Origin of the sequence: Mesorhizobium sp. AA22, assembly GCF_001672375.2 — a bacterium.
In the GTDB taxonomy this organism is placed as follows: domain Bacteria; phylum Pseudomonadota; class Alphaproteobacteria; order Rhizobiales; family Rhizobiaceae; genus Mesorhizobium; species Mesorhizobium wenxiniae.
The window spans coordinates 2,678,202-2,702,331 of record NZ_CP048406.1; the positions used below are offsets into that span (position 1 = coordinate 2,678,202).

The following is a 24,130-nucleotide window of genomic DNA, read 5'->3' on the forward strand; positions in this document are numbered from 1 at the left end:
TCCTGTTGCCGCTCAGGCGGCTTTCGCGGTTGCGATTTGCGGGTCGAGCTTTCCCGCGGCGTAACGTTTGGCCATCTCGTCCATGGCGATAACCCTGATCTTCGAGGCGTTGCCCGCGGTGCCGAAGCGTTCGAAGCGATCGCGGCAAAGATCGCGCAAGGCGTCCATGGCGGGTTTCAGGAATTTGCGCGGATCGAATTCGCGCGGGTCCTTTGTAGCGATGCGGCGGAACTGCCCGGCCATGGCCATGCGGCAATCGGTGTCGATGTTGACCTTGCGCACGCCGTAGCGAATGCCGCGCTCGATCTCTTCAACCGGAACGCCAAAGGTCTGGGGCATCTCGCCGCCATATTTGTTGATGATGTCCTGCAGTTCCTGCGGCACCGAGGAAGAACCATGCATGACCAGATGCGTGTTGGGCAGCTTTTGGTGGATCGCCTCGATCACCTGCATGGCCAGGATGCCGCCGTCCGGCTTGCGGCTGAATTTGTAGGCGCCATGCGAAGTGCCGCAGGCGATCGCCAGCGCGTCGACCTGGGTGGCGGTGACAAAGTCGACCGCCTGATCGGGATCGGTTAAAAGCTGGTCGTGGGAAAGCGCACCTTCGGCGCCATGGCCATCCTCGGCCTCGCCCTGGCCGGTTTCCAGCGAGCCGAGCACGCCGAGCTCGCCTTCGACGGAAGCGCCGACCCAATGCGCCATGCGTGCGACACGTTCGGTGATGGCGACGTTGTAATCGTAGCTCGCCGGCGTCTTGGCGTCCGCCATCAATGACCCGTCCATCATCACCGAGGTGAAGCCGTGGCGGATCGCCGAAAGGCAGGTGGCTTCGTTGTTGCCGTGATCCTGATGGATGCATAGCGGAATGGCCGGATGCATTTCGGTCAACGCCTCCATCATCTTGGCCAGCATGATGTCGTTGGCATAGGAACGGGCGCCGCGCGACGCCTGGATAATGACCGGCGCGTCGCAGGCCTTGGCCGCCTCCATGATGGCGAGGCCCTGTTCCATGTTGTTGATGTTGAATGCGGGCACGCCATAGCCGTGCTCGGCGGCATGGTCGAGAAGCTGGCGAAGGGTGATGCGGGCCATTATCGGGTCCTCCTAGATGATGAGCTTCAGCGTCGCTGCGGCGACGGCTTCGGGCGTGATGTCGAAATGCCGGTAGAGATCCGGGGCAGGGGCGCTGGCGCCGAAACCGGCCATGCCGACGAAAGCGCCGGTGTCGCCGATCCAGCGATCCCAGCCGAGCCGCGCCGCGGCTTCGATGGCAATGCGCGGCGCCGAGCCGAGGACGGCCTTGCGGTAGTCCGCATCCTGTTCCTCGAAGAGCTCCCAGCATGGCATCGAAACGACCGCGGCGGCGATGCGGTGTTCGGTTTCCAGCCGTTCGGCGGCGGCAACGGCAATCTCGACCTCCGAGCCGGTGGCGATCAGCGTCACGGCGCGGTGCTCGGCTGGCTCGCGCAGGATGTAGGCGCCCTGGCTCGACCGGTTCTCGTCGCTGTGTGCCTCCTCGCTGTGTGCTTGGCGCAGCATCGGCAGGTTCTGGCGCGAGAGCACCAGCACGCTCGGCCGGTTCTTGCTCTTCAGCGCCAGTTCCCAGCACTCCGCCGTTTCGATGATGTCGGCCGGCCGGAAGACGTTGAGGTTCGGCGTCGCCCGTAGCATCGCCAGGTGCTCGACCGGCTGGTGGGTCGGGCCGTCCTCGCCGAGCCCGATGGAATCATGCGTCATCACATAGATAACGCGCTGGCCCATGAGCGCTGAGAGCCGCATCGCGCCGCGCGCATAGTCGGCGAAACACAGGAACGTGCCGCCATAAGGCACGAAGCCGCCATGCAGCGCGATTCCGTTCATGGCCGCGGCCATGCCGTGCTCACGGATGCCGTAGTGAATGTAACGGCCAGCATAGTCATCCGGCGCTATGCGATCCATGCCCTTGGTGATCGTCAGGTTCGAATGCGTCAGATCGGCGGAGCCGCCGACTGTCAGGTCGGTCGCGGCGTTGATTGCGCCGAGCGCCATTTCGGAGGCTTTTCGCGTTGCAACCTTGGTCGCCTTCTCGACATGCTCCTTGCGGAAAGCGCCGAGCGCTTCGAAGACTGTGTCGGGCAGGTTGCCGGCGACCGCGCTCTCGAGGGCCTGACGCTGAGGCGAGGCGGCAAGCCGCTGCTCCCAGGCGTGCCGCGCCGCTTGCCCGCGCTCGGCAATCTCGCGCCAGGCGAACAGGATGTCGTCCGGCACCTCGAACGGCGCGTAGGCCCAGCCGATGTTTTCGCGCGTCGCGGCGATCTCTGCATCGCCCAGCGGTGCGCCATGTGTCTTTTCCGAGCCGCCCAGATTGGGCGCGCCCTTGCCGATCATCGTGCGGCAGGCGATCAGAGATGGTCGATCCGACTGCTGTGCTGCTTCGATTGCCGCAGCGACGGCCTCCATATCGTGGCCGTCCACCGATTGGACATGCCATCCGGCGGCTTTGAACCGTGCCGGCTGGTCCATCGATGTCGACAGCGAAGTCGGTCCGTCGATCGAGATCGCATTGTCGTCCCAAAAGACAATCAGCCGGGAGAGCTTCAGGTGACCGGCAAGGTCGATCGCCTCATGGCTGATGCCTTCCTGCAGGCAGCCGTCGCCGGCGATCACATAGGTGAAATGGTCGACGAGATCGGCGCCGTGGCGGGCAGCAAGCATGCGTTCGGCCAGTGCCATGCCGACGGCGGTCGAGATGCCTTGTCCAAGCGGCCCGGTGGTCGTCTCGATGCCAAGCGCATGGCCATATTCCGGATGTCCGGCGGTACGGCTGCCCAGCTGACGAAACCGCTGCAGTTCCTCGATCCGCATGTCGTCGTAGCCGAGCAGGAAATGCAGCGCATATTGCAGCATCGAGCCGTGCCCGGCCGAAAGCACGAAGCGGTCGCGATCGGGCCAGTTGGGCGCCGACGGATCGATATTGATGAAGCGGCTGAATAGTACCGTCGCGACATCGGCCATGCCCATCGGCATGCCAGGATGACCGGAATTGGCCTTTTGGACGCTGTCCATCGCCAGTGCCCGAATGGCATTCGCCATGTCGCGCTCCGAGACGGCTGCGACGGGCTTCAATGCTGCTGCTTGGCTGTTCATGGCGTCCTCCTCACGACACACGGTTCTTGCGTTCGATCAATTGCAGGATGAGCGGCGTCAGGATCAGCTGCATGGCAAGGTCGAGCTTGTTGCCTGGCACCACTATGGAATTCGGCCGCGACATGAACGAGTCGTGGATCATCGAAAGCAGGTAGGGGAAATCGATGCCGCGGGGGTTGGCGAAGCGGATCACCAGCATCGATTCGTCGGGCGTCGGAATCCAGCGCGCGATGAATGGGTTGGACGTGTCGACGATCGGCACGCGCTGGAAGTTGATGGCGGTCTGCGAGAACTGCGGGACGATGTAGCGGACATAGTCCGGCATGCGGCGCAGGATCACGTCCATCACCGCCTCGGTGGAATAGCCGCGCGTTGCCCGGTCGCGATGGATCTTCTGGATCCATTCGAGATTTATGACCGGCACCACGCCGATCTTGAGGTCAGCGTGCCTGGCCAGGTTGATCTTGTCGGTGACGACGCAGCCATGCAGGCCCTCGTAGAAGAGCAGATCGCTCGGCGGGAATTCGCGCCATTCGGTAAATTGTCCCGGCGGCGTGCCGTACTGCTTCTCCTCGTCTTCGTCATGGATGTAGGTGCGGGTCTTTCCGGTTCCCCGGCGGCCATATTCCTCAAACACCTCTTCGAGGATTCCGAGTTCGTTGGCCGCGGCATTGAAGTGGGTGAAGTTCGGATTGCCCGCCTTCTCCTCCTCGGCCACCTTCACCTTCATCGTGGCACGGTCGTAGCGATGGAAAGCGTCGCCCTCGATGAAGGCGGCCTCGATATTCTCGCGCCGGAAGATCAGATCGAAGATGCGCTTGACCGAGGTGGTGCCTGCGCCCGACGACCCGGTGATGGTGATGATGGGGTGCTTTGCCGACATGATGCTCAAGCCCTGAACAGGCCGCGGCGGCTGAACAGCGGCGCACGCTCGCCGATGGCGCTGGGCTCGGTGTGATAGCGGGTGATGCGCGCGACTTCCCGCGCCGATCCGAACACCACGGGGACGCGCTGGTGCAGGCTCTCGGGTTCGATTTCGAGGATGCGGGTGATCGTATCGGTAGCGGCACCGGCCGCCTGTTCGATGAGATAGGCGATCGGGTTGGCCTCGTAGACGAGGCGCAGCCGTCCCTGGCGATAACCCTTGCGCTTGTCGCCTGGATACAGGAATACGCCGCCGCGCATCAATATGCGATAGCAGTCGGCGACCAGGGAGGCGATCCAGCGCATGTTGAACTCCTTCTCTCGTGGGCCTTCGGTGCCTTCGAGGCAGTCGTCGATGTAGAGCCGCACTGCCTCGTCCCAATGCCGGTAGTTGGCGGCGTTGATGGCGAACTCCTGGGTGCGCTGCGGGATGATCCGGCTCTCGTAGGCCTGGACGAAGGTGCCGAGCCTGGTCGAGAGGACGAAGACATGCGTACCGCTGCCGAGCGACAGAACCAGTGCCAGCTGCGGCCCGTAGATGAAGAAACCGGCCCCCAGCTGGTTCACGCCTGCCTGCAAAAAAGAGGCGGCCAGATTTTCGTCCGGCGCGCCAGTTGCAGGGAGGAGCGAGAAGATCGTTCCGATCGACACGTTGGTGTCGATGTTGGAGGAGCCGTCGAGCGGGTCGATGGCGATGGCGAGAGGCGCTTGCCTGTCGAGCAGGACCGGCTGCTCCAGTTCCTCGGAGGCGTAGAGCGCGACCGGAGCGTGGCGCATGGCGTCGAGGAAGATGTCGTCGGCGAAGATGTCCAGATCCTTCTGGATGTCGCCATCGGCATTGGCGCCGCGGGCCCCGGCAAAGGCGGTGCCGAGCACCCCTTGATTGATAGTGTTGCGGATATTGGTAGCGGCCTGCGTCAGCTGGCGGACAGTCGCCACCACCGCGGAGCGCAGCTCGTCCGGCGGGCCGAGATAGGAATTCAGAAAAGCATCGAGCGTTGCCGCTGGCATCGTAACCTCCCGATCCAGCCGCCTCTCCTCGGGTCGGCCGGACAGGGGAATAAGAACAAACACCACCGGATAAGTAAAATTCAATAACTTTACTTTTACACTAAAAAAATTTTAGTATCTCGCATGAGAAACCTCACGCTCAAGCAATTCAAGACAGTTCAGGCAATCATCAGCCACGGAAAAATCGTCAGCGCGGCCAAGGCGTTAGGCCTGTCTCCTCCAGCGCTGACGATCCAGTTGCGGCAAGTCGAGGAGGAGTTCCAACTGGCCTTGTTCGACCGGACGTCGGACGGCATGCGTCCCACTGCCGCAGGTCTGGCCTTCGTCGAGACGGCGCAGGCGATCGAAGAGCGGCTTCGCCTGCTCGAAGACAGGATGGATGCGATCAAGGGCGTGCGCATCGGCAGCTTGAGGCTGGGCGTCGTTTCCACCGCCAAATATTTCGCGCCGCGGCTCATGGCCGGCTTCATGAAGGAGCATCCCGACATCGACATGCGGCTTGCCATCGGCAACCGCGCCGAAACGATCGACAGTCTGAAGAACCACGACATCGACATTGCGCTGATGGGACGCCCCGCGAAGGAAGTCCCGGTCCGTGCCTCGGTCTTCGGCGATCACCCGCTGGTCATCATCGCGCCGCCCGACCACCCGCTGGCCTCGGCACGCGAGATATCCAAGGAGCGGATCGCCGAGGAGCATTTCCTCATTCGCGAGCCCGGCTCCGGCACGCGCATCTCGCTGGAGATATTCCTGAGCGACGTGCCCGGCCGCATCGACGATCTCGGCGTCGAGATGGACTCGAACGAGACGATCAAGCAGGCGGTGATGGCCGGGCTCGGCATTGCCTTCATCTCTGCCCATACCATCGCCGCCGAAACCGAAGCCGGCCGGCTGGTCATCCTCGACGTTGTCGGCATGCCGATCCGCCGGCAATGGTTTTCGGTGATGCGCAGCGATCACGCGATCTCGCCTGCCATGGCGACGTTCCACGACTTCCTGATGCGCAAAGGCGCGATGTACCTGCCCATGTTCGGCAAGCTCTATCCGCACGAACGAGGTCGCGCGATCTAGCGCGCGGCCCCAATGCGCTTCTGCTAGCCTACAACTTGTTCGGCGCCAGGTCAGTTTCCTGCGCCGTTTCGCCCCGCATTCGCATTCGACAGGAGCCTGCGTAAGCAGAACGGGCTGCCGGTCTGACGACATCGACGACATGCCGTGAAGGTCGGAATCATCGGCACTGGAAACGTCGGCGCCACATTGAGGCAGCGCCAACCTGAAGTGATTTGCTCTGGAGAACGCCTCGGCGAGCGTTGGCGTTAGATAAGCGGCATGTTATGTTGCAGTGCGAAAGAGCAGGGCCACGTCCTTTCACACCCGTAAGCAATCTGTATGTGCGAACCCTGCAGACTGGTCAGTATCACTGAAACCTCCCGGGCATGGGGTTCGGGATTCGATGGGGACAAGGGGTAATGCTTTACACGCTCGTTATGATGGTCTGCCTGACGGATGTGCCGCAGACCTGTGAACAACGCGAACAGATGGTGGACGGCTTGGCGATGAATCCCGGGACCGCCTTCATGCAGGTGCAGCCGCTGGTCGCCCAGTGGATCGAGACGCATCCCGGTTATTTCGTGCAGCGCTGGCGCGTGCTGCCCGGCCGGGGATCGTGAGATCCGCCGCGAAGGTCGATGAGGTTCTACTTCTTCGCGGCAAGTGTTTCCGAGACCGCCTTGGACAATTGATAAAGCCGCTGCTCGATGATCGTCGGCACTTCACAGACGTAAGTCAGTGATTGGACGCGTTCATTGAAAATTCGCGTTGCGAATTTCAGCTGTTCGGTTCGCCGTTCGATCTCGTCGGGATCTGCATCCGGCTTTGCCCGCAACGCATCGACGTCGGACGCTTCCTTGCGCAACGCGGCGGCCATTTCGAGTTGCTTGTGGGCGTAACGGGCAATGCCTGAGATCACGTGCGAACGCTCGGCGTCCATGTAATCGAACATGCCTTGCACCAGCATCGCCATTTTCGGCGCAAGCTGCTCGGCCGGCAGCGAGGCAGCGAAATCCTTGATCTTCTTTTGGGCTTCGGCAATCGGTATCCGCCGGGCTGCCGCCTCCTCGACCAGAGCGGAGACGGCGGGGTCCTTCGACAAATCCTTCGCCGCTGGCGGCAGCTCCGGCCCGTTCCAGATCTGGCCGAGCGAGAGTTGCGGCACCTTGCGCTGTATGCAGGGCCAGTCAGGATCGGTGTTCGCCGCCTTGGCATTCACGCTCGGCGCGAGAATGGCAACCACAGCCAGGCAGCGAACAAGGCTCATTCGTGCCATCAGGCATTTCCTCCCGTGTCCTGTTTGCGGGTCATCAGGCCTAGCGAAGGGTCGTAGGCGATGATTGCGGCGGCAAGGAACAGCAGCGTGCAGCCGGCCACGACGCCCAGCGACAGCCAGTTAACCTGCCCGTAGAAGGCGAAGCGGATCAGTTCGACGGCATAGGTGAACGGGTTGGCGAGGCAGATTTTGTAAAGCAGCGGGCTCGCCTCCTGGATGCGCCACAAAGGATAGAGCGCTGGAGAAGCGAAATAGCCGGGAAAGATGACGAAATTCATGATGCCGGCGAAGTTTTCGAGCTGCTTGATCATCGACGACAAAAGCATGCCGAGCGCGCAAAGCATCATGCCCGACAAGAACAACGCCGGCAGCACCATGAGATAGCCGATCGGCGGCGCCTTGACGCCCCAGAACCAGGCAACGATCAGGAACGCATAGACCTGCGCAATCGATACGGAGACGCCGGCAAGCATCTTCGACACCAGCAGGAACCAGCGCGGGAAGGGGCTGACCAAAAGGGTGCGCATGTTGCCCATCTCGCGGTCATAAACCATCGACAGCGAAGACTGCATGCCTGAGAACAGCAGGATCATGCCGCACAAGCCCGGCGTGATGTAGACCTCGTAGAGCACGTAGGTCTTGTAGGGTGGGATGATCGATACGCCGAGCACCTGCCGGAATCCGGCGGCAAAAATGAACAGCCAGATGAGCGGCCGAACCAGCGAGGATATGAAGCGCTCGCGCTGGTGCAGGAAGCGCAGGCACTCCCGCAGGACGACGCCTTTGAGGCAAATGAGATAATGGCGCAGGCCGAATTTTTCGAACTTCACCGGGATGATGCCGGCGACTTTCTCGGGCATTGCGGGAGCGCTCATGGCGATATCTCCGCGATGCCGGCTGCCTCGATGCGGCTGAGCCTCGAAAAGGCGTCGCCGATCGAACCGGCGCCGCTCGTCCTGACGACATCGGCAACCTTGCCCTTGGCGACCAGTTCGCCCTGCCGCAGCACGACGACATGGTCGCCGTCTTTGACCTCGTCGATCAGATGCGTCGCCCACAGCACGCCAATGCCCTCGGTTTCGACGAGCTTGCGGATGGTGGCGAGAATGCCCGCACGCGACTGGATGTCGAGACCGACGGTCGCCTCGTCGAGCAGCAGCAGGGAAGGGCGGTGGAGCAGCGCCCTGGCGATCTCGATGCGCCGCATCTGGCCGCCGGAAAGACTGCGTGCCTTGTCATGCTGACGGCCCTGCATGTCGACCGTATCGAGCAGCGCGGCAATGCGCTGCCGGGCCTCGCGTCCGCCGATGCCATGCAGCGCGGCGTGATAGGAGAGGTTCTGGTGGACACTGAGATCGAGGTCGAGCGTGCGGGCCTGGAACACGATGCCGACACGCCTGAGTGCTTCGCCAGAAGCGCGGCTGACATCATGACCGAAGATGCGGATCGATCCGCGGCGCGTGTCGTAAAGATGGCTGATCAGCGAGAACAGAGTTGTCTTGCCGGCGCCGTTAAGGCCGAGAAGGACGGTGAAGGTCGCCGGCGCGATCGAGAATGAGACGTCGTTGAGCGCCCGCTTCGGACCATAGGAATGGCTGACGCCGACCACGTCGAGCGCCGCCACCTCATCTCCTGGTCCGCTTGTCCTCACATGCTGCACGCGGCTGGCTCCTTGTCGTCGACGATAGTCTAGCGCACCTAGCGCACCAGGAGTCTAGCGCACCGGGCCCGATCGCGAAGGTCCCGCTTTCCGGTGACCCTACTTGATCGTGATTGTGCCTTTCATGCCTCTGTCGGCGAGGTCGGGCACCGACCATGTGTAGATGCCGGGCCTCACGGTGGTGAACTGCACCTGGATGGTGCCGTCGGCGTCGAATTCGAGCCACGCGGGTGCGCCGTTCATGTGCACCTCGAGGTCATTGATCACGATCTGGTTGTTCCACACATTGCGGAAGAGGTCGGTATGGAATTTGTACTCCAGCCCGCCCGCCGCGGTGATCTTCCAGCGATAGCCCTGGCCGGCAATCAGCTGGAAGTCCTTCTGGTTGGCGGTGAACTGGTCTTCCTTGCTGCCGAGGATAAGTTCCGGCACGTCCTTGCTGGCCCGGGTTGCCTTCTCGGCTTCGGGGCTGGCGTCAGTTTTGGTGGCCGCACCGGCAGCTGCGTCGTCGTCATGGTCCTGCGCCCAGACCTGGCCCTGCGTGAGTGCCATGCCGACCAGCGCAGCGAAAGTGACGGCCCGAAATATCCGCATGATTTCCTGCCCTTCTGCTGTTTTTCTGTCTGTTTGATTCAATTGGGTTGATTCAAATTGGGCGAGACGACGACGCCCCATGGCAGCGCGCCGACGGTCACCGACTGCACCGGCTCGTCGGTCTCCACGTCGATGAAGGTGATGTCGTTCGACACGCCGTTGGTCGAGATGATGGTTTTCTGGTCCGGAGTGAAAGCGAGCTGCCAGACGCGTTGGCCGACCAGCACGTATTTCTCGACCTCGTATGTCTGCGTGTTGATCACCGCGACGCGGTTGGCCGGTCCGAGCGCTACATAGGCTTTCTTGCCGTCGGCGGTGATGCGCACACCGACCGGCTGGATCGATTCGGCCCTCAGGCCGGCAATCTCGAAGGTGATCTTCTGGACAACTTCGCGCGTTTGATTGTCGATCACCGAAACAGTGCCGCCGATCTCGGCAGTCACCCAGGCCTGCTTGCCGTCGGGGGTGAACTCGACGAAGCGCGGACGCGCATCCACCAGCACGTTGTCGGTGATCTCGTGGGTCGACGTATCGATGAAATGCGCCATGTTTGTCGTTTCGGACGTATTGATCATGATCTTTCCGTCCGGGCTGACGCCCATGCCTTCCGGTTCGACACCGACCGGAATTTCAGCCAGCACCTTCTTATTCTCGATGTCGATGACGGTGACGAGATTGTCGTCCTCATTGGCGACATAAAGCGTCTTGCCGTCAGGCGAGAGCACGAAGAGCTCCGGGTCGGGCCCGGAGGGCAAGGTATCGACGATCTCCAGCGACGCCGTGTCGATCACCTCGATCGAATCGTCGTCGCTGGCGCAGAGATAAATGTGCTTGCCGTTATGCGAGATGGTGATGCCGCGCGGACGTTGCCCGACATTGACGGTCTTCACCACCTGCATCGTCGCGGTGTCGACGACGGACATCGTGTTGTCCTTCTCGTTGGAAACATAGGCCATGTAGGCCGACGCTGGACAGGCCATGAAGCCGGTCGCGAGAATGGCGAGTGCGCAAGCTCGTCTCTGCACTGAATTCCTCCCAATTGGTTCTACTCAAGCACGCATTTTGTTTCGGGTTCATCGACCCCGAGCGTATCGAGCTCCGACACCTGGTGCAAAAAACCTTCCTGCGGCGACGTCGAGACGACCGACCTGTTGTCGCCGAGGAAGATCGGCTGCCGCAACTGCTGGTTCCACTTGCGGAAAGTCAGTTTCTGCCCCTTGAACGCGGCGATCGAAAAATCGTCGGAGCGGATGAAGTCGGCCATCTTGCGCGGGTCGGCACCCTGCGTGCGGGTCGCCGCCTCGCCGAGGATGCGCACCGCGGTCCATGCCGCCATATCCTTCGACATCATGCGGCGGCCGTTTGCCTTGGCGAAGCGGTTCTGGATCTGGGTGCCGCCCCATTGCTCGCTGGCCGGATGCCAGGCCGACGGGGTGAGGCCGGCGGTGCCGGCGACCGGCCGCGGAGTCCAGGTGCGGAACGGAACATAGGTGCCGAACACCTCGCTTTCGTCGGCGACCAGCAACACATCGTGCTCCGGCAGATCCTGGGTGAAGACAGGCATCTGCCGCTGGATTTGGACGACGCCGGAATCGGTCCGCCGTGCCGTCCCGGTATCCTCGAACAGCTTTTCGCCGACGATCTCGCCGCCGAAGCGCGTCGCCGCCCGGCGCAGGGCCTCGGCAAAAAGCTGGTCGCGCTGGTGCGAGCCGTAGATCAGCACCCAGCGCCGCCATTGCTTCCAGATCAGATATTGCGCCAGCCCGTCAGCCAGCATGCTGCGCGTCGGGATGGTGTGGAAGATGTTGGCGCGGCATTCCTCCTCGCGAAGACTGTCGTCGGTGGCGCCGGCATTGAAGATCAGAACGCCGTTGTCGCGGGCAAGGTCGGCGATCGACAGCAATTGTTTGACCGAGAGGTCTGTGATTACGTAGCGGTCGCCTTTGGCGATCATTTCCTGGAAGGCCGCAACGACATCCGCGTCCGGCTTTACCTCGATCACGTCGAGGCTGAATTTCTGGCCGAGGAAGCTGCCGGTCGTGTTGTTGTCGGCAATCGCGACATTGCCGCCGGCAACGCCTTCATCGCGGGGCGGGACGTCGAGCACCGACAAAGCGAGCTGCGGCGCATAGGCGCGTAAATAGCCTATCTTGATTTCGGTCAGCTTTTTTTCCGGCTTGGCCGTTGCGGCCGGTTGCTTGCCCGTCGCTTCCTGGGCCAGCGCGCCCGGAACGTTGACGGTCAGGGAAAAAAAGCACAAAAAGGCCGCGAGAGTGCCCGGCACCGCGCTCGTCATCGATAAAATTACCCGTTCTTGCGCTAAAGTCCGATTGTTGCCGGACCGGCGCGAAGTCAAGGTGCCCGTGATGAGCTTAGCTGACCCGCAAATTTTATCAAACCCTGAAAGTGGACTTCTCGCGTCTGCTTTAGTGGCATGCCTGCTCGCCGGAAGCGCAACTGAGCGGATTTCGGTCTCCGGACCCGAGAGCGCCCTGTCCCTCATGCCGGAGAAAGTCTTCCAATGACCAGAATGCTGGCCAGTGTCACCGGCGTCGACGAGGCGGAGATCGCGCTTTCGGGTGGCGTCGACATCGTCGACCTGAAGGATCCGAAGGCGGGGGCGCTGGGCGCGGTATCCACGCGAACCATCCGCCGGACGATTTCATTCATCGCCGGCCGGGCGCCGGTCAGCGCGGTCTGCGGCGACCTGCCGATGGAACCGGAGACAATCCGCGGCAAGGCCGAAGAGATCGCCGCGACCGGCGTCGATTACGTCAAGATAGGCTTTTTCCCGTCGGAAAATGTCTCCGCCTGCGCGGCGGCGCTCGAGCCGCTCGCCGCGCGAACGAAACTGATCGCCGTGCTTTTCGCCGACCTGGCGCCGGATTTCGAGCTTCTGCCGATGCTTGCCAAACATCGCTTCCATGGCGCCATGGTCGACACTGCGATCAAGGCAAACGGGCGGCTGCTCGACCATCTGCCGCCCGAGCGTATCCCGGGTTTCATCGATCGAGCCAAATCGCTCGGTCTGATTGTTGGCCTGAGCGGATCGCTGGAAACCCCTGATATCCCGCGCCTGCTGCCCTTCGCTCCCGATTTTCTCGGCTTTCGCGGGGCACTGTGCGGCCACTCCGGCCGCGTGGGTTCGATCAGTGCCGAGGCCGTTGCGCAGATCCGCGAATTGGTCCCGGAAGAATCCTGGGCCGGCGGCCCGTCGAGCGTCGACTACCGCCTGCTGGCGGCGAGGGGCTATTCGCCGGGCACCGACCCGACACTGGGCACCGACAAGATCTTCGTGCGGGACTTTGTCCTGCCGGTTCAGATCGGCGCTTACAGCTTCGAGCACGGCCATACACAGAAGGTGCGTTTCGACGTGACCGCCGACGTGCTGCAAGTCACCGACCATCCCGAAGACATGCGCCATGTGTTCTCCTACGACATCATCATGGACGGCATTCGCACCATCGTCGCGCGGGGCCACGTCCAGCTCAGCGAGGCCTTGGCCGAGCAGGTGGCGACCTACATTCTGGAGAGCCCGCGTGTCGTGCGCGTCACGGTAAGGGTGGAAAAACTCGAACTCGGCCCAGGCGGCGTCGGCGTCGAGATCGAACGCAAGCGCCAAGCGGCAGGCCGCGGCGTCGCCTCCGGCCCTGCCGGCCGAAAAGGCCAAATCGCTGCCTCCCAGCCGCGACAAGAAAGGCCTGAGGCCATCAGGCGAGCCGCCGTCAAGCCGTCCGTCGTCAAGCTTGGCGGCAGCACGGTCCATGCGGCGGAAATGGAAAGCTGGATCGCGGCGCTGGCGGGTTCCAAGCTGCCTATCGTCATCGTGCCCGGCGGCGGCCTCTTCGCCGACCAGGTGCGTGAGACGCAGTTCCGGATGGATTTTTCCGATACCGCTGCCCACGCCATGGCGATCCTCGCCATGGAGCAGTTCGGCCAGGTCATACTCGACCGTGACGAAAGGCTGGCGCCGGCACGGTCGCTGGAAGAAATGGTTCGAGGGTTGGATGAAGGGAGGGTACCGGTGTGGCTGCCGTCGTCATTGGCCCTGTCGGCGCCGGACATTCCGGCGTCCTGGGACATTACCTCCGATTCTCTTGCCGCCTGGCTTGCCGGCAAGCTCGGCGCGAATACGCTGCTGCTGATCAAGCAGACCGGCGCCTTCTTCGGCAGCGACACGATCGACGGCCTGGCAGTCAGAGGCATCGTCGATGCCGGCTTCGCCGCTATGCTGCCCGACGGTGTCGATTTCCATCTCGCCGGTCCGAAAGATGCAGCCGAAGCCGGGGCGCTGCTCGCGTCGGGCAATCTGCCCGGGATCCGGATCGCGGCTCCGATCCGGTCGGCAAGAAAAGCAGGGTAGGCGATGGCGACGCTGCATACGCCGCGCTGGGCATGGGTTTTGACCGGTTCCGGTCATTTTTTTACGGAGAGCTTCGCACTCATTCACCAGATAGAGCATTGCGATGTCTTTGTGTCGAAAGCCGCCAACGAAGTGCTGCGCATGTACAAGCTCAAGCTCGATTTCCCGGAGACGACGCGCGTCCTGCACGACAAGACGGCGAGCGCGATCCCGGTCGGGGAATTCTATCACGGTGTCTATCACACGGTTGTGGTGGCGCCGGCCAGTTCCAATACGGTCGCCAAATGCGTGCACGGCATTTCCGACACGCTCGCCACCAACGTCTTTGCCCAGGCGGGAAAATGCCGGGTGCCGGCCATCGTCTTTGCCTGCGACACCGCGCCGGAACTCGAAACCATGGCGCCGCATGGGCTGGTCAAGGTCTATCCGCGCAGGATCGACCTGGAGAATACCAACCAGCTGAAGAGTTTTGAGCGAACACAGGTGGTCGAGTCGCTTGCCGATCTCGAAGCCTCGGTCAGACGGCGCTACGCCGAACTCGCACGCCATGGCTGAGCGGCTGGTCTTTCTTACCGGCCATCTGGCAAAAGTCCGGCTGGAAAGGCTGCTGGCCGGACTGGGCGAAACCGAATTTGCCTGGGAGATCATCGACATCGGCGTCAAGGTTGCGGCGCTGATGAGCGAAGACATCATCAAGCGGCGGCTCAGCCTGACGGGCGGCATCGACCGCCTCATCCTGCCCGGCCGCTATCGCGGCGACATCGAGCATCTGTCGGAGCATTTCGGCGTGCCCTTCATACGCGGCCCCGACGAGATCGCCGATCTGCCGACCTTTCTCGGCCGGGCGGGCGAGCCGCCCGACCTTTCGCGTCACGACATGCGCATCTTCGCCGAAATCGTTGATGCGCCGATGCTATCGATCGAGGCGCTGGTGGCGAGGGCAAGGATGCTGGCTGCGGCCGGCGCCGACGTCATCGATCTCGGCTGCCTGCCGGAAACGCCGTTTCCATTGCTGGAAGCGGCCGTGCTGGAGTTGAAGGCACAGGGATTTCTGGTCAGTGTCGATTCTGCCAGCACGGACGAACTGTCGATCGGCGCACGCGCCGGTGCGGACTATCTTCTCAGCCTCGATGAGAACACGCTGCCGTTGGCCTTCGACCACAAGGCTGTACCGGTGCTGATCCCGTCCACCCCCGGCGACCTGGATTCGCTCGGACGGGCCATCGAAGCGGCGCAAAAGGCCGGCATCGCCTTCATCGCCGATCCCGTGCTCGACCCGATCCATTTCGGCTTTGCCGCCTCACTCGGGCGCTTCATCGAGGCGCGCCGCCGCTGGCCCGAGGTCGAACTGCTGATGGGCACCGGCAATCTCACCGAATTGACCGACGCCGACAGTTCCGGCGTTACCGCCGTTCTAGCCGGGCTCTGCTCGGAACTTCAGATCCGAAACGTGCTTGCCGTGCATGTCAGCCCGCATACGCTGCGAACGATCGAGGAGCACGACATTGCCCGCCGCATCCTGTTTGCCGCCAAGAGTGACGGTGCGCTGCCGCGGAGTTACCATCCAGGGCTGCTGCAGGTTCACGACCGCAAGCCGTTTACGGCCTCGACCGAGGATATCGCAGCACTCGCGGCGGAGGTGCGCGACACCAACTTCCGCATCATGACTGCCGAGGACGGCATCCATGTTTTCAACGGCAAGGGGCATGCGGTTGCCAAGGATGCGTTCGAACTCTTTGCCGGGCTCGGCGTTGAAGCGGATGGAGCACACGCGTTCTATCTCGGCGCGGAGCTGATGAAGGCCGAGATCGCGTGGCGCCTCGGCAAGCGCTATGTGCAGGACGAGCCGCTCGCATGGGGCGTTGCCGCGCCGGCTCCCGAAACCGACCGCAGCCGTCTTGCCGAGGCGGGCCACACGCTTCGCGCGAAGAAAGAGCGCTAAACCATGCCCTACATTCGCGAATCGATCATCACCACGGTCAACAAAGCCGGCGACGTCCACATCGCGCCGATCGGCATAATCGCCGAGAAGGACGGCTGGGTCATCGCGCCGTTTCGACCGTCGATCACGCTCGACAATCTCGCCGAAGTGCCGTTCGCCATTGCCAATTACACCGATGACGTGCGCATCTTTGCCGGCTGCCTGACCGGCCGCAAGCTTTGGCCAACCGTTGCCATCGACGGCTTTGCGGTGCCGCGGCTCGCAGCGGCGCTCGCCCATTCGGTCCTCGAAGTCGAAAGCGTCGATGACGATGCCATGCGGCCTCGCCATTTTTGCCGCGTGGTGCAGGAGGAAACGCATGCGCCGTTCGCCGGCTTCAACCGCGCCAAGGCGGCGGTGCTGGAACTGGCGATCCTGGTCAGCCGGCTCGGCATGCTGCCGCGCGACAAGATCGAGGCGGAAATCGCCTACCTTTCGATTGCCATCGAAAAGACCGCGGGCGAGGGCGAAAAGGAAGCCTGGGGCTGGCTGATGCAGCGTGTCGGCGAGCAGCTGTCGGTCAAGGATGCCAGCGGCGAGGATGCGCGGGGGTGAACCGGATGTGCTGGGTAAGCGTCCGGGCTGATGCGTTTTAGCATGGTACGCGGTGGCGGTGGCCCCTGATCTCAAACGGCAGTTTTCGATCCTTTTGCGGGCATTGAGCCCGGTATGCACGATGACTGGACTGGGGGGCCGTGTATGGACGGCTCTCCGTTGGCAAGGGTTTATTTGAGCATTTTGCAGTTGCTGGTTGGTGCGGCCATGTATCCGACCTGTAAGTGCGGCTTTTCACGCGCCGCTGGCCATAATGCCATTCGCGCGGCTCAGGTCCCGATCGAAAGCTCGCACTCGAGGTGCACGGCCCCAGTGGGTTTTCCTGATCCGGCGGTTTCAACCGGCTCTGTGCATTAGCTCCTGTTCGCCCTTTCCAACTCGTCGGCGATCACTCGCCCTATCTCGATTTATGCGATGATCGGCTCCTTGTAGCGCTCGCCGTTCGTCATCAGTGCCCAGACCATCCGGGCGGTCTTGTTGGCGAGCGCGACCGCCGCCACCTTCGTCGTTCGTCGGGCCATCAGCTGCACGAGCCAGGGTCGCCTCGTCCCGTGCCGCTCGGCATAGCGGATGACCGCCATCGCTCCGACCACGAGCAGCTGGCGCAGGTATCGATTGCCGGCTTTGGAGATGCTGCCGAGCTTCTCCTTGCCCCCGCTTGAGTTCTGCTTGGGAACGAGCCCGATCCAGGCCGAGAGGCATCGCCCCGACTTGAATGCGAGCGGATCGGCGACGGTCGCGACGAACGCACTCGCCAACAGCGGGCCCACCCCTGGTATCTCCATCAACCTGCGACCCAGCTCGGTCTCTCGTGCACTCGCCCGCACCCTGCGATCGTTCTCGAGGATCTGTGCCTTCACGACTGTGAGCTGCGCCTCGAGCATCCGCAGACAGAGCCGCGCGTCAGCCGGTATCCTCGTGTCGTTATCGTCGTTAATGACGACAAGCAGTTGCTCGATCCCGATCCGCCCGATCGGCGCCACGACTCCGAACTCGGACAGATGGGCCCGCAACGCGTTCGATATCTGCGTGCGCTGGCGGTTGAGCATCAACCGAACCCGGTGCAGCATCATCACGCTCTGCTGCTCGGGTGACTTCACCGGGACGAAGCGCATGGTCGGCCTGGTCACCGCCTCGCAGATGGCCTCGGCATCGGCCGCATCGTTCTTCTGTCGCTTCAAATAGGGCTTCACATACTGTGCCGGCAGCAGTCGCACATCATGACCTCGTGCGGTCAGCTCTCTCGCCCAATAGTGCGAGGAACTGCAGGCTTCGATCCCGACCAGACATCGCGGCAGCTTCTCGAAGAACCCCAGCACTCGCCCACGGGTCAGCTTCCTTCGAATGACAACCTGGCCCACGGCATCTACGCCGTGGACTTGAAACACGGACTTCGCGATATCCAGACCAATCGTCGTACCCTTGTCCATCTCAGCTCTCCTCCAGCTCTGGCCCAGCGACTATAGCCGCAAGGCGGAGGAGAGCCGTCCACCGCATCAGAAGCGGACTGACAGCTTCGGGACTTCCGGATGGTAATAGCTGACGTTTTGCTTGGGGCGCTTGAAGTCTCGACCTGACCCAATCCTGACCTTCAGGGACGCATTTCCTTCCAGAAACCAGACATTGAGCCGAACCAGAATTCCTGACCCATTCCAGACCTTCCGGTGCATGCACAGCCAAAGGGCCTTGCGGCGATACAATGCCTCCGACTTCTGCTATGGTGCATTCCTCGGGCATAGGTGGTCTTAAAGAACGCCGTCGTGGATCGCAAGCTTGCTGCCATTCTTGCTGCCGATGTGGTGGGCTACTCCGCGCTGATGGAGCGTGACAGCCAAGCAGGCGGCCGACGCGCGCATGTGGGCCGGGGTCCATTTTCGCTCCGATGTGGTTGCGGGCCAAAAGATCGGTGAGGGTGTGGCCGAGCAGGTCATAGCGTTCGCGGTTCCACCGCCCCAGCGGTGGGCGCGACGCTCGCCTTCGATTGGGGCTCCTTGGGGCTAAGCACTACGGAGCCCCAGGTTCCGTAGTGCTTAGCCCAGAGCTATCGGAAAAAGGTGGCCGAAGCGCACGGGGGAGAGTCGGATTGTCAACCGAGCATGTAGAGCGGCGACTTACGGCCATTCTAGCGGCCGACATCTCCGGCTACAGCCGGCTGATGGGCAACGACGAGGAAGGTACGCTCGCCCAGCTGAAGGCGCATCGGCGTGCTCTGGTCGACCGAAAGATCAACGAACACCGCGGGCGGATTGTCAAGACCACCGGCGATGGGATGCTGGTCGAGTTCCCGAGTGTGGTCGAGGCCGTGCGCTGCGCCGTCGAGATTCAGCGCGGCATGGCGGAACGCAATGTCGCGGTGCCGGCAGGACAACGTATCGAGTTCCGCGTCGGCATCAATGTCGGCGACATCATCATCGAGGATGACGACATTTTCGGGGATGGCGTCAACGTGGCGGCTCGCTTGGAGGGGCTCGCGGAGCCTGGCGGCATCTGCGTCTCGGGCCGCGTGCAGGAAGACGTGCAAGGCAAGCTCGACATTGCCTTTGAGGATATCGGCGAACAGAAGCTCAAGAACATCGCTCGGCCGGTGCGCGGCTTTCGCGTGCGGCTCGACGCCACGGCCGCTCCGGCGCCCGCCGGCTGGCGCCGGGGATTGTTCGCCGCTCTGGCTCTGATGATTTTGCTTATTGTAGGCGCGCTGTGGGCCGGTCTTGGCTCTGAGTGGAAATTTCTCAGCATTCTGCGCTCTGGCGATCAATTCACAAAAAGTGCTGAAGTCAGCACGAAACCCGCGATCGCCATTCTCCCGTTCCTGAACCAGGGCGACGATTCGGCTCGTCAGTATTTCGCGGATGGATTGACGCAGGATATCATCAACGCACTGGGTCGGTTCTCCGCGCTGACCGTAATGTCGTGGAACGCTGTCTTCCCCTACAAGGGAAAGCCCGCAAGCCCGGAGGAGATCGGCCGCGGTCTCGCCGTCAACTATCTGGTCGAAGGCAGCGTCCGCCAGACCGGCGACCGCGTGCGGGTCATCGCGCAACTCGTCGACACAAGGCAGGGACGGGTGATTTGGTCTGCACGCTTCGAGGAGGCGCTGGCGGACGTGTTCGCGCTGCAGGACAACATTGTCACTCGCATCGTCAGAGTCCTGGCGATTCGCGTGACCCGGATTGAGCAAAATCGCGTGTTCGCGAAGCCAACCGAAAATCTCGCAGCCTATGATTACGTGCTGCGCGCCAGGCCGGCATTGCAAAGCCCGACGCATGCAAACAATGTGGAGGCGCGCGCCCTGCTCAGACGCGCCATCGAGCTTGACCCGAACTACGCTGCTGCATATGCGGCACTTGCCGAAACCTATCACATTGCCAGCTCGATGGGCTGGGCGGAATCGCCAACCGCCTTCCTGAGCCGTGCCGAGGAACTGGCAATCAAGGCGCTGAGCCTTGATGATTCCGACGTGCGCGCGCGCATCACTCTCGGCCACATCCACCTCTTTCGTCAGAGATACAACCAGGCAGAGGTTGAGATCGAGCGCGCCATTGCGATCAATCCGAACGATGCTCACGGCCTCGCCGGGCGCGGCACCATCCTGTTGTGGCTGGGACAGACGGATGCGGCGATCGAGGCCTTGGAGCAGGCGCAGCGTATCGACCCCGATCTCAATGCGATCGATCGCTTTGCGCTGAGCCTGGCCTACTATCTGAAACGGCGTTACGACGCGGCGATCGAACAGGCGGAACTTAGTCTTCGAACAACCGCAGGCGCGAACTTCAGCCGTATCCTGCTGGCGGCCGCCTATGCACAAGATGATCGAGCGGAGGACGCCGCGCGTGTCGTGACGATGATACGCCGCATCGACCCAACCTTCGACCCGCAGGAGTTCGGAACCAAGTTTCTAAGCGCTGGCGATCTCGAACATCTGCGCGACGGATTCCGCAAGGCCCGCCTCTACCCCGTCACAGGCGACCTGCCACCGGCCGAGAGAATGAACCGCTAATGTCCTTGAAGTAGCGCGCGGTTCTGGTTGGCCTTCGCGATGTTCGCGGCAAGGTCCTGCAGGAAGAGCGCGGGTCCCATCGGGGCCGGTTTGCCGAAAATATAAAGCTTTCCGTCGCTGATCAGCCAGTTCTCCGGGTTGGCCTCGTCGAGCTCGCCCAGGGCCAGCGCCATTGCACAAAAATTTCCGAACTCTGGCGCGTAGCGAACAGGATCGGCCTTGAAAAGCTCGCGATGCTCGGCGTTCGCGAAGAGGTAGCGGTGCTCATCCCATTCGTACTCGATCTCCGGCAGCCCGCGCGTGGGGCTTCCGATGGTGAAATAGGCGACCGGGTCATAACCCTTGATCGCCAGCGGAACCGCTTCCGTGGCAAAAGAGGGCATCGAGGTCGCAAACAGGGTGGCTGTGACCGCCAGAACGAGGCGAATGGCATTTCGCCGAGAGACATTGTGCATGGCGAATTCCCTGATTTGACCGTCCCGGGCCGCTCCCAGCCCCGCGGCAAGCGAAGCCGTCTGCGTCATTCCGTTCGGGCACTAATTATCGCTCTTGTAGCGCTCGGCCGCAACACGTTTCGGAGATTTTCGGAGTTCGAGTGTGGTGAGGCCGGCGCCCATTGCAGGGGCGCCGGGCTCCATTCTTCGTCTGCTTAGTCCGCAACCGCGACCTCCAGCGTGGTCGCCCCTATCGTCCGCTTTCAGGCGGTGGCAAAGGCATTCTCTACGGCCGAGATTGGGCGCGAACCGGACATGCGCCGAGCGGGTGCCGAACGTCGGGTTTCCACCCTGTTGCGATCCGATTTTGGATGCGCTGGTACGGGTTGAGATCTTTCAAGCCGGGCCAATTCCAGGGCGGTACCTCATCGATCCGACGGATGGGATGGCCATGATATAGCACCTACGATTGCGATCCCGCCAGCAGCGCCACCGCTGACGCAGGCGCCACGCTGCTGGCTTCGCCGCGAACGGCGTCATCTGCGGGGATGATCTCGGCGAAATCGACGAAGCGGCGTTCCATGCGTTCGGCCAGCCGCCTGATCTGCCAGCGGCCGGTTCCGGCGCCGACGATCGGCACATCCCAAGCCAGGGATCCGGCAACCAGGGATGCTGCGTCGTGGATCTTGCGCAACTGCTGTTCGCTAAACCAGCGTGCGACTTCACGCCATTCCGGCGGTGTCAACTCGGCCGCGTCGCGCCCGATCATGCGCGCCAGCCGCGCGATCGAACCGTCGACGGTTTTTTCCTTGCCATCGGCGGAAGCGTGCCTGTCGTCCTTTTCGTCGAGCACCCCCAGGATTCGGTGTGCGTCGGCGATCGAGGCGAAATACTCGTTCATCAGCGGTGTCAGCCGGCCGCGGACGGGGGCCGACGAGGCCACACCGAACAGGAACGTCCTGGTGAAGCCGGTATAGACCAGTTCGCCGCTCAGCAGCCGTCCGGCATCGGTGTAGCCGTCATTGGCGACGGCGCCATTTTTGATGGCGATGATATCGGTGGTAGTGGAGCCCATGTCGACGAACAGGGCATCGCCGGCGAGTGTCGCCACCAACGACGCTGTCGCATGCCAGTTGGCGGACGCGACATCGGCGCTCAGCCGTGCTGCCTGCTCGGCCCCGACAAAGCCGGACGGACCGGCATAGATCAACTTTTCGCCTGGGACCCGCGCTGAAATCTCATCCAGAAGAGCCGCGACGCCGGCATCGCGGGACGGAAAGACGTCCGCCAGTTCGCCGGTCATGGTGAATGCGTTGAGGTCGGCGCCGGTATAGATCGGAGCCGTTTCCTCGAATGCCAAGGTCAGGGTATGGAGCCCTTGCCAGAGCGGCGTGGCGATCGTGACTGCCTCGACGATGCGGCCGTCTTGCGCACGAGTCACCTTCAGATGCGCGCCGCCAATATCGAAGCCGGCAACGATGCTCTTTCTTTTTTCCACAGTTCAAGCTTTCATCACAGTTGGTCAGGGGCAGTTGGTCAGCGAGAAAAACAGCGTTGCGTATCATTCCGGTTCTTGACCTGAAAGGCGGCGAGGTGGTCCGCGCCGAGCAAGGAAAACGCGATCGCTACAGGCCGATCGTCACGCCGCTCAGCCAAACTTCCGATGTCGTCGCGGTCACTGAGGGCCTGCGCCGGCTTTATCCTTTTCCGACCTTCTATATCGCCGATCTCGATGCCATCAAAGGCGGAACGCCAAACAGTGCCGCGCTTGCCCGGCTGAAGGCGATGGCGGAGCCGCCGGAGCTTTGGGTCGATGCCGGCTTCGCCGACGAGAAAACACTTTCGGCGGCACTTGCCGAACCCTGGCTTTGCCCGGTGCTGGGATCCGAATCGCAGCAGGACGACGCGCTGTTGCGGCGTTTTTGCGATCATCCGGAGCTTATCCTGTCGCTGGATTTCTTCGACGACGGGTTTCGCGGTCCGGCATCGTTTCTCGACGAGCCGGCGCTTTGGCCGCAAAAGCTGATCGTCATGACATTGGCCCGGGTCGGTTCCGCCTCCGGTCCCGATTTCACGCGGCTCAAGGCGATCAAGGCGAAGGCTGGAAGCCGCTCCGTCATCGCAGCCGGCGGGGTGCGCCACGCGGCTGACATTCGCGCCCTTTCGTCGCTCGGTATCGCCGCGGCGCTGGTTGCGACCTCGCTGCATGACGGCACGCTCACGCCGGGGCACCTCGCAACGCTTGGCACCTGATATTCGCGTGGCCTCGACTTCGGCCTCGGAAACCCGAGCCTTGCAGAGCGGCGGGCCGTCAAGTCGATTGTCCCGCCGCTCTTTCTCTTTGCTGGAGCATCGGATTTCCCAAAACAAGTCCCACCCTCGGTCAGGCCCGAGGGCAGTTTTGGGTCCGAGCTCTAAAGGCCCAGAAGCTTTTTCAGGCGGCGCAACAGACCATCCGGCTCTGCGGAGGGTTTTGTCTGTGCGGGGCTGTCTCTTGTCTAAGCCGCGAACGGATGCTTCACCTGATCCCGCTTGGCAGTGGCCTCGGCGGCCGTCGGCGTTCCCGAGACCGCGCGCTGGATGGCTTCCTTCGTCGCTTCGTAATTGTACTTCTGGATCTTGGCGTCGTCGGCGGCGTCCCAATGGATGAAAACGCCGACGCAGATGAACAGATCGTCCGCCTCATTGGCGGGAATGATGTCCTCGGCGACGGCATCCTGCACTGCCTTGGCGACCGCATGCTGGGCCGGGCCGAACATCTGCACGGCCTGCTTGGCGCCCTTGATCGTGACCTTGTTGAACATCACGGTGTTGGGCTTGCACTGAAGATTGGGCGCGATGACCGCCAAAAGGGAGGTGAAACCGTCCTTGTTGTTGGTCAGCGCGTTGCAAAATGCTGTTTCGACTGCGCTCCCCCGTGGGCCGATGAGCAGGTCGACATGCGCCACTTCGTTGCCGTCTCCTACCAGCGATTCACCGACCATTACTTTCGAGATCTTTGCCATGCCAATTCTCCTCCAAGACACAGTTATGGTGTCCAAAGACGCCGCAAACCGAGCGAGCGCTCGATGGACAGCTATCCTTGTTGGCAGCGCCCGGAGATCCGGACCGGTTGGCTGGATAGCCGCGGAAGCCCAGCTTCCGCTCCCGAAAGTCAAC

Annotated in this window: 22 protein-coding genes; 8 read left to right on the plus strand and 14 right to left on the minus strand. The window is 62.4% G+C overall.

Annotated elements, in window-relative coordinates:
- Positions 1-12: 12 nt before the first annotated feature.
- From fba to A9K68_RS13110, 4 genes are read right to left on the minus strand one after another with little or no spacing between them, the layout of a single operon-like run.
- Positions 13-1,092: a class II fructose-bisphosphate aldolase gene (fba, locus tag A9K68_RS13095; protein ID WP_065010920.1), complete on the minus strand. Its 1,080-nt coding sequence runs from the start codon at positions 1,090-1,092 to the stop codon at positions 13-15.
- A 12-nt stretch (positions 1,093-1,104) separates the two neighbouring features.
- Complete coding sequence (gene tkt / locus A9K68_RS13100) at positions 1,105-3,126, minus strand: transketolase (RefSeq protein ID WP_065010921.1); 2,022 nt, start codon at positions 3,124-3,126, stop codon at positions 1,105-1,107.
- Between the two features lie 10 nt (positions 3,127-3,136).
- Positions 3,137-4,009 carry a phosphoribulokinase gene (locus A9K68_RS13105; protein WP_065010922.1) on the minus strand — a complete coding sequence of 291 codons (873 nt, stop codon included), beginning with the start codon at positions 4,007-4,009 and terminating at the stop codon, positions 3,137-3,139.
- 5 nt (positions 4,010-4,014) lie between these two features.
- The gene (locus A9K68_RS13110) at positions 4,015-5,061 is read right to left on the minus strand and encodes a class 1 fructose-bisphosphatase (RefSeq protein WP_065010960.1); all 1,047 of its coding nucleotides are present in this window, start codon (positions 5,059-5,061) and stop codon (positions 4,015-4,017) included.
- Between the two features lie 123 nt (positions 5,062-5,184).
- Between A9K68_RS13110 and A9K68_RS13115 the strand changes: the two genes are divergently transcribed.
- Positions 5,185-6,132 carry a LysR family transcriptional regulator gene (locus tag A9K68_RS13115; protein ID WP_065010923.1) on the plus strand — a complete coding sequence of 316 codons (948 nt, stop codon included), beginning with the start codon at positions 5,185-5,187 and terminating at the stop codon, positions 6,130-6,132.
- Between the two features lie 398 nt (positions 6,133-6,530).
- Complete coding sequence (locus A9K68_RS13120; RefSeq protein ID WP_065010924.1) at positions 6,531-6,731, plus strand: hypothetical protein; 201 nt, start codon at positions 6,531-6,533, stop codon at positions 6,729-6,731.
- A gap of 26 nt (positions 6,732-6,757) precedes the next feature.
- Here the strand turns inward: A9K68_RS13120 and A9K68_RS13125 are convergent, their stop codons facing one another.
- From A9K68_RS13125 to A9K68_RS13150, 6 genes are all read right to left on the minus strand, one after another.
- Positions 6,758-7,387, minus strand: a complete 630-nt coding sequence (locus tag A9K68_RS13125; protein WP_065010925.1) for a hypothetical protein — start codon at positions 7,385-7,387, stop codon at positions 6,758-6,760.
- A complete protein-coding gene (locus A9K68_RS13130; RefSeq protein ID WP_065010926.1) occupies positions 7,387-8,247 on the minus strand; it encodes an ABC transporter permease in 861 nt (286 codons plus the stop codon). The genes A9K68_RS13125 and A9K68_RS13130 overlap by 1 nt, the downstream gene beginning before the upstream one ends.
- 11 nt (positions 8,248-8,258) lie before the next feature.
- On the minus strand, positions 8,259-9,047 hold the full coding sequence (locus A9K68_RS13135) for an ATP-binding cassette domain-containing protein (RefSeq protein WP_065010927.1): 789 nt from the start codon (positions 9,045-9,047) through the stop codon (positions 8,259-8,261).
- A 99-nt stretch (positions 9,048-9,146) separates the two neighbouring features.
- Positions 9,147-9,722 carry a hypothetical protein gene (locus A9K68_RS13140; protein WP_246811360.1) on the minus strand — a complete coding sequence of 192 codons (576 nt, stop codon included), beginning with the start codon at positions 9,720-9,722 and terminating at the stop codon, positions 9,147-9,149.
- Entirely contained in the window at positions 9,680-10,621 is a 942-nt protein-coding gene (locus tag A9K68_RS13145) for a YVTN family beta-propeller repeat protein (RefSeq protein WP_065010928.1), read from the minus strand. The genes A9K68_RS13140 and A9K68_RS13145 overlap by 43 nt, the downstream gene beginning before the upstream one ends.
- A gap of 65 nt (positions 10,622-10,686) precedes the next feature.
- Positions 10,687-11,937, minus strand: a complete 1,251-nt coding sequence (locus A9K68_RS13150; protein WP_065010929.1) for an ABC transporter substrate-binding protein — start codon at positions 11,935-11,937, stop codon at positions 10,687-10,689.
- A 225-nt stretch (positions 11,938-12,162) separates the two neighbouring features.
- Here A9K68_RS13150 and A9K68_RS31710 point away from each other — a divergent pair, with 225 nt between their 5' ends.
- The 4 genes from A9K68_RS31710 to A9K68_RS13175 are packed head-to-tail and all read left to right on the plus strand — an operon-like array spanning position 12,163 to position 16,540.
- The gene (locus A9K68_RS31710; protein WP_082982636.1) at positions 12,163-14,004 is read left to right on the plus strand and encodes a (5-formylfuran-3-yl)methyl phosphate synthase; all 1,842 of its coding nucleotides are present in this window, start codon (positions 12,163-12,165) and stop codon (positions 14,002-14,004) included.
- A gap of 3 nt (positions 14,005-14,007) precedes the next feature.
- Complete coding sequence (locus A9K68_RS13165; RefSeq protein ID WP_065010930.1) at positions 14,008-14,559, plus strand: flavoprotein; 552 nt, start codon at positions 14,008-14,010, stop codon at positions 14,557-14,559.
- Positions 14,552-15,946 carry a DUF6513 domain-containing protein gene (locus A9K68_RS13170; RefSeq protein ID WP_065010931.1) on the plus strand — a complete coding sequence of 465 codons (1,395 nt, stop codon included), beginning with the start codon at positions 14,552-14,554 and terminating at the stop codon, positions 15,944-15,946. The genes A9K68_RS13165 and A9K68_RS13170 overlap by 8 nt, the downstream gene beginning before the upstream one ends.
- A 3-nt stretch (positions 15,947-15,949) precedes the next feature.
- Positions 15,950-16,540, plus strand: a complete 591-nt coding sequence (locus A9K68_RS13175) for a DUF447 domain-containing protein (RefSeq protein WP_065010932.1) — start codon at positions 15,950-15,952, stop codon at positions 16,538-16,540.
- Positions 16,541-16,947: 407 nt separating this feature from the next.
- On the opposite strand, the gene A9K68_RS13180 is transcribed toward A9K68_RS13175, so the two are convergent.
- Positions 16,948-17,970 carry an IS110 family transposase gene (locus tag A9K68_RS13180; protein ID WP_065010339.1) on the minus strand — a complete coding sequence of 341 codons (1,023 nt, stop codon included), beginning with the start codon at positions 17,968-17,970 and terminating at the stop codon, positions 16,948-16,950.
- A gap of 653 nt (positions 17,971-18,623) precedes the next feature.
- Here A9K68_RS13180 and A9K68_RS13185 point away from each other — a divergent pair.
- Positions 18,624-20,537 (plus strand): adenylate/guanylate cyclase domain-containing protein, encoded by a 1,914-nt coding sequence (locus A9K68_RS13185; protein WP_065009291.1) that lies wholly within the window; start codon positions 18,624-18,626, stop codon positions 20,535-20,537.
- Here the strand turns inward: A9K68_RS13185 and A9K68_RS13190 are convergent.
- Together A9K68_RS13190 and A9K68_RS13195 are read right to left on the minus strand one after the other, a co-directional pair.
- Positions 20,534-21,061, minus strand: coding sequence for a YHS domain-containing (seleno)protein (locus A9K68_RS13190; RefSeq protein WP_246811361.1), 528 nt, complete (start codon positions 21,059-21,061; stop codon positions 20,534-20,536). The two genes, A9K68_RS13185 and A9K68_RS13190, sit on opposite strands and share 4 nt — an antisense overlap.
- Positions 21,062-21,434: 373 nt before the next feature.
- Complete coding sequence (locus A9K68_RS13195) at positions 21,435-22,469, minus strand: hydantoinase/oxoprolinase family protein (RefSeq protein ID WP_065009292.1); 1,035 nt, start codon at positions 22,467-22,469, stop codon at positions 21,435-21,437.
- A 56-nt stretch (positions 22,470-22,525) separates the two neighbouring features.
- Between A9K68_RS13195 and A9K68_RS13200 the strand changes: the two genes are divergently transcribed.
- Positions 22,526-23,224, plus strand: coding sequence for a HisA/HisF-related TIM barrel protein (locus tag A9K68_RS13200; protein ID WP_082982481.1), 699 nt, complete (start codon positions 22,526-22,528; stop codon positions 23,222-23,224).
- 245 nt (positions 23,225-23,469) lie between these two features.
- Here A9K68_RS13200 and fae read toward each other — a convergent pair whose 3' ends face one another.
- Positions 23,470-23,976 (minus strand): formaldehyde-activating enzyme, encoded by a 507-nt coding sequence (gene fae / locus A9K68_RS13205; RefSeq protein WP_029350398.1) that lies wholly within the window; start codon positions 23,974-23,976, stop codon positions 23,470-23,472.
- Positions 23,977-24,130 lie beyond the last annotated feature (154 nt).